Below are 1,467 nucleotides of genomic sequence, written 5' to 3'. Positions count from 1 at the left end.
TCACCGCTCCGTCAGCCAAGAAATTGTGTCTTGGCTGACGGAGCGGTGAATTGAAAGCAATCTCTAGCTCCCTTGTTATACGTAGCTATTCTCTTGATCAGAACTAAAGTTAAACACGACTATCGTAATTAACGACCCGTCTAGACGGAGGTGGGCAGTACTAGCGATGCTGTGAAAGTGGCGTTAGTTCGGTGGTGTTTTTCCGCTGGCTTACACCACGGACGACCTTGATCATTGGCGAATTGTGCCAAGGATCAAGGATCGGGTTAAGACCGTTTCTCAGGCTTAACCCGGTCCCAACAAGTGAGCTAGTACGGACCACCGGAAGCGAAAGTTGTGTCTAGTTTTAACTTTTAGACCACAAGCATACCAACACTTTCATTGAGTAATTAACTTTCAACCTTTAATCAACTATTTAAATCACTTAAAAGTAGCATCGTTATTAATATCCCTCAGTGTTTATTAATTGATATCATGTAGACCACCTATTTTAACCATTCAACTATCATCCCCTACCTGTCACTTTTACAAATCGCGCCATCCTTTTAACTACTCAGAAATATTCACACGCTCCCAAATGAGTAAAAAAACATCGCAACTTATCCACTTTTCTCCTAAACGATTGATTTTTTCATTATTTTCATCGTTTTCATTTTTTGATTAACAGGCTGAATCGTCGTTCCCGTCAACGTTTCAGCCCATTTAATCGGACAAAAATCATCGTTTTTTCATGAAATCTGCTTCAAATATTACAGTTCATTACAAAAACGCCTTTATATTACAAGCAACCCCTAAAAACGTAATGTTCTGATTATTTTCCTGCAACACTCACTAGTTATACTAGTCTTTGTTGATTGGTTGAGACATCAATTACTCGACCAATATGAAATCAGTAAATAATCGAACTAACACACACGCAAATTATAGGAGAGTGTATTAATTATTATGAAGATCAAAAACCTTGTATTATCATCAACTGCTGCTTTAGCCTTATTCGCCGTTTCAACTACGGTTGCCAATGCCGACAGCTACACTGTTAAAGCTGGTGACACGGTTTCTGCTATCGCTGCTAATTACAACACATCTACATCTGCAATTGAAAAAGCTAACCAATTATCAAACATCAACTTAATTTTTGTTGGCGACAAGTTAGAAGTTAACGGTACTTCAACGACTACCACTGCTACTAGTGTTGCTCCTCAATCAGCTACTAGCGCCGTTGCTTCAACTGCTACTAGTGCTGCTTCACAATCTGTAACTAGTCAAGCTACTTCAAGTGTTGCTACTAGTGCAGCTTCACAGTCTGTAACTAGTCAAGCTACTTCTTCAGCTGCTACTAGCCAAGCTACTTCAAGTGTTGCTTCATCACAAGCAAGTGCCGCAACAACTCAAAGCAGCAATGTTACGGTAACTTCATCAAACACTAGTGACTCTGATAGTGCTGCAAAAGCATGGATTGCTAACAAA

At 39.7% G+C, this 1,467-nt stretch carries 1 protein-coding gene; it reads left to right on the top strand.

From position 1 onward, the window contains the following. Positions 1-945 precede the first annotated feature (945 nt). The coding region (locus ACG95_RS01575) for a LysM peptidoglycan-binding domain-containing protein (protein ID WP_047998823.1) at positions 946-1,467 on the top strand (522 nt) is incomplete at its 3' end.

Source organism: Lactiplantibacillus herbarum (assembly GCF_001039045.1).
GTDB classification, from domain to species: domain Bacteria; phylum Bacillota; class Bacilli; order Lactobacillales; family Lactobacillaceae; genus Lactiplantibacillus; species Lactiplantibacillus herbarum.
Note: the sequence above shows the minus strand (reverse complement) of the source record. Positions and strands in the feature narration are given on the sequence as shown.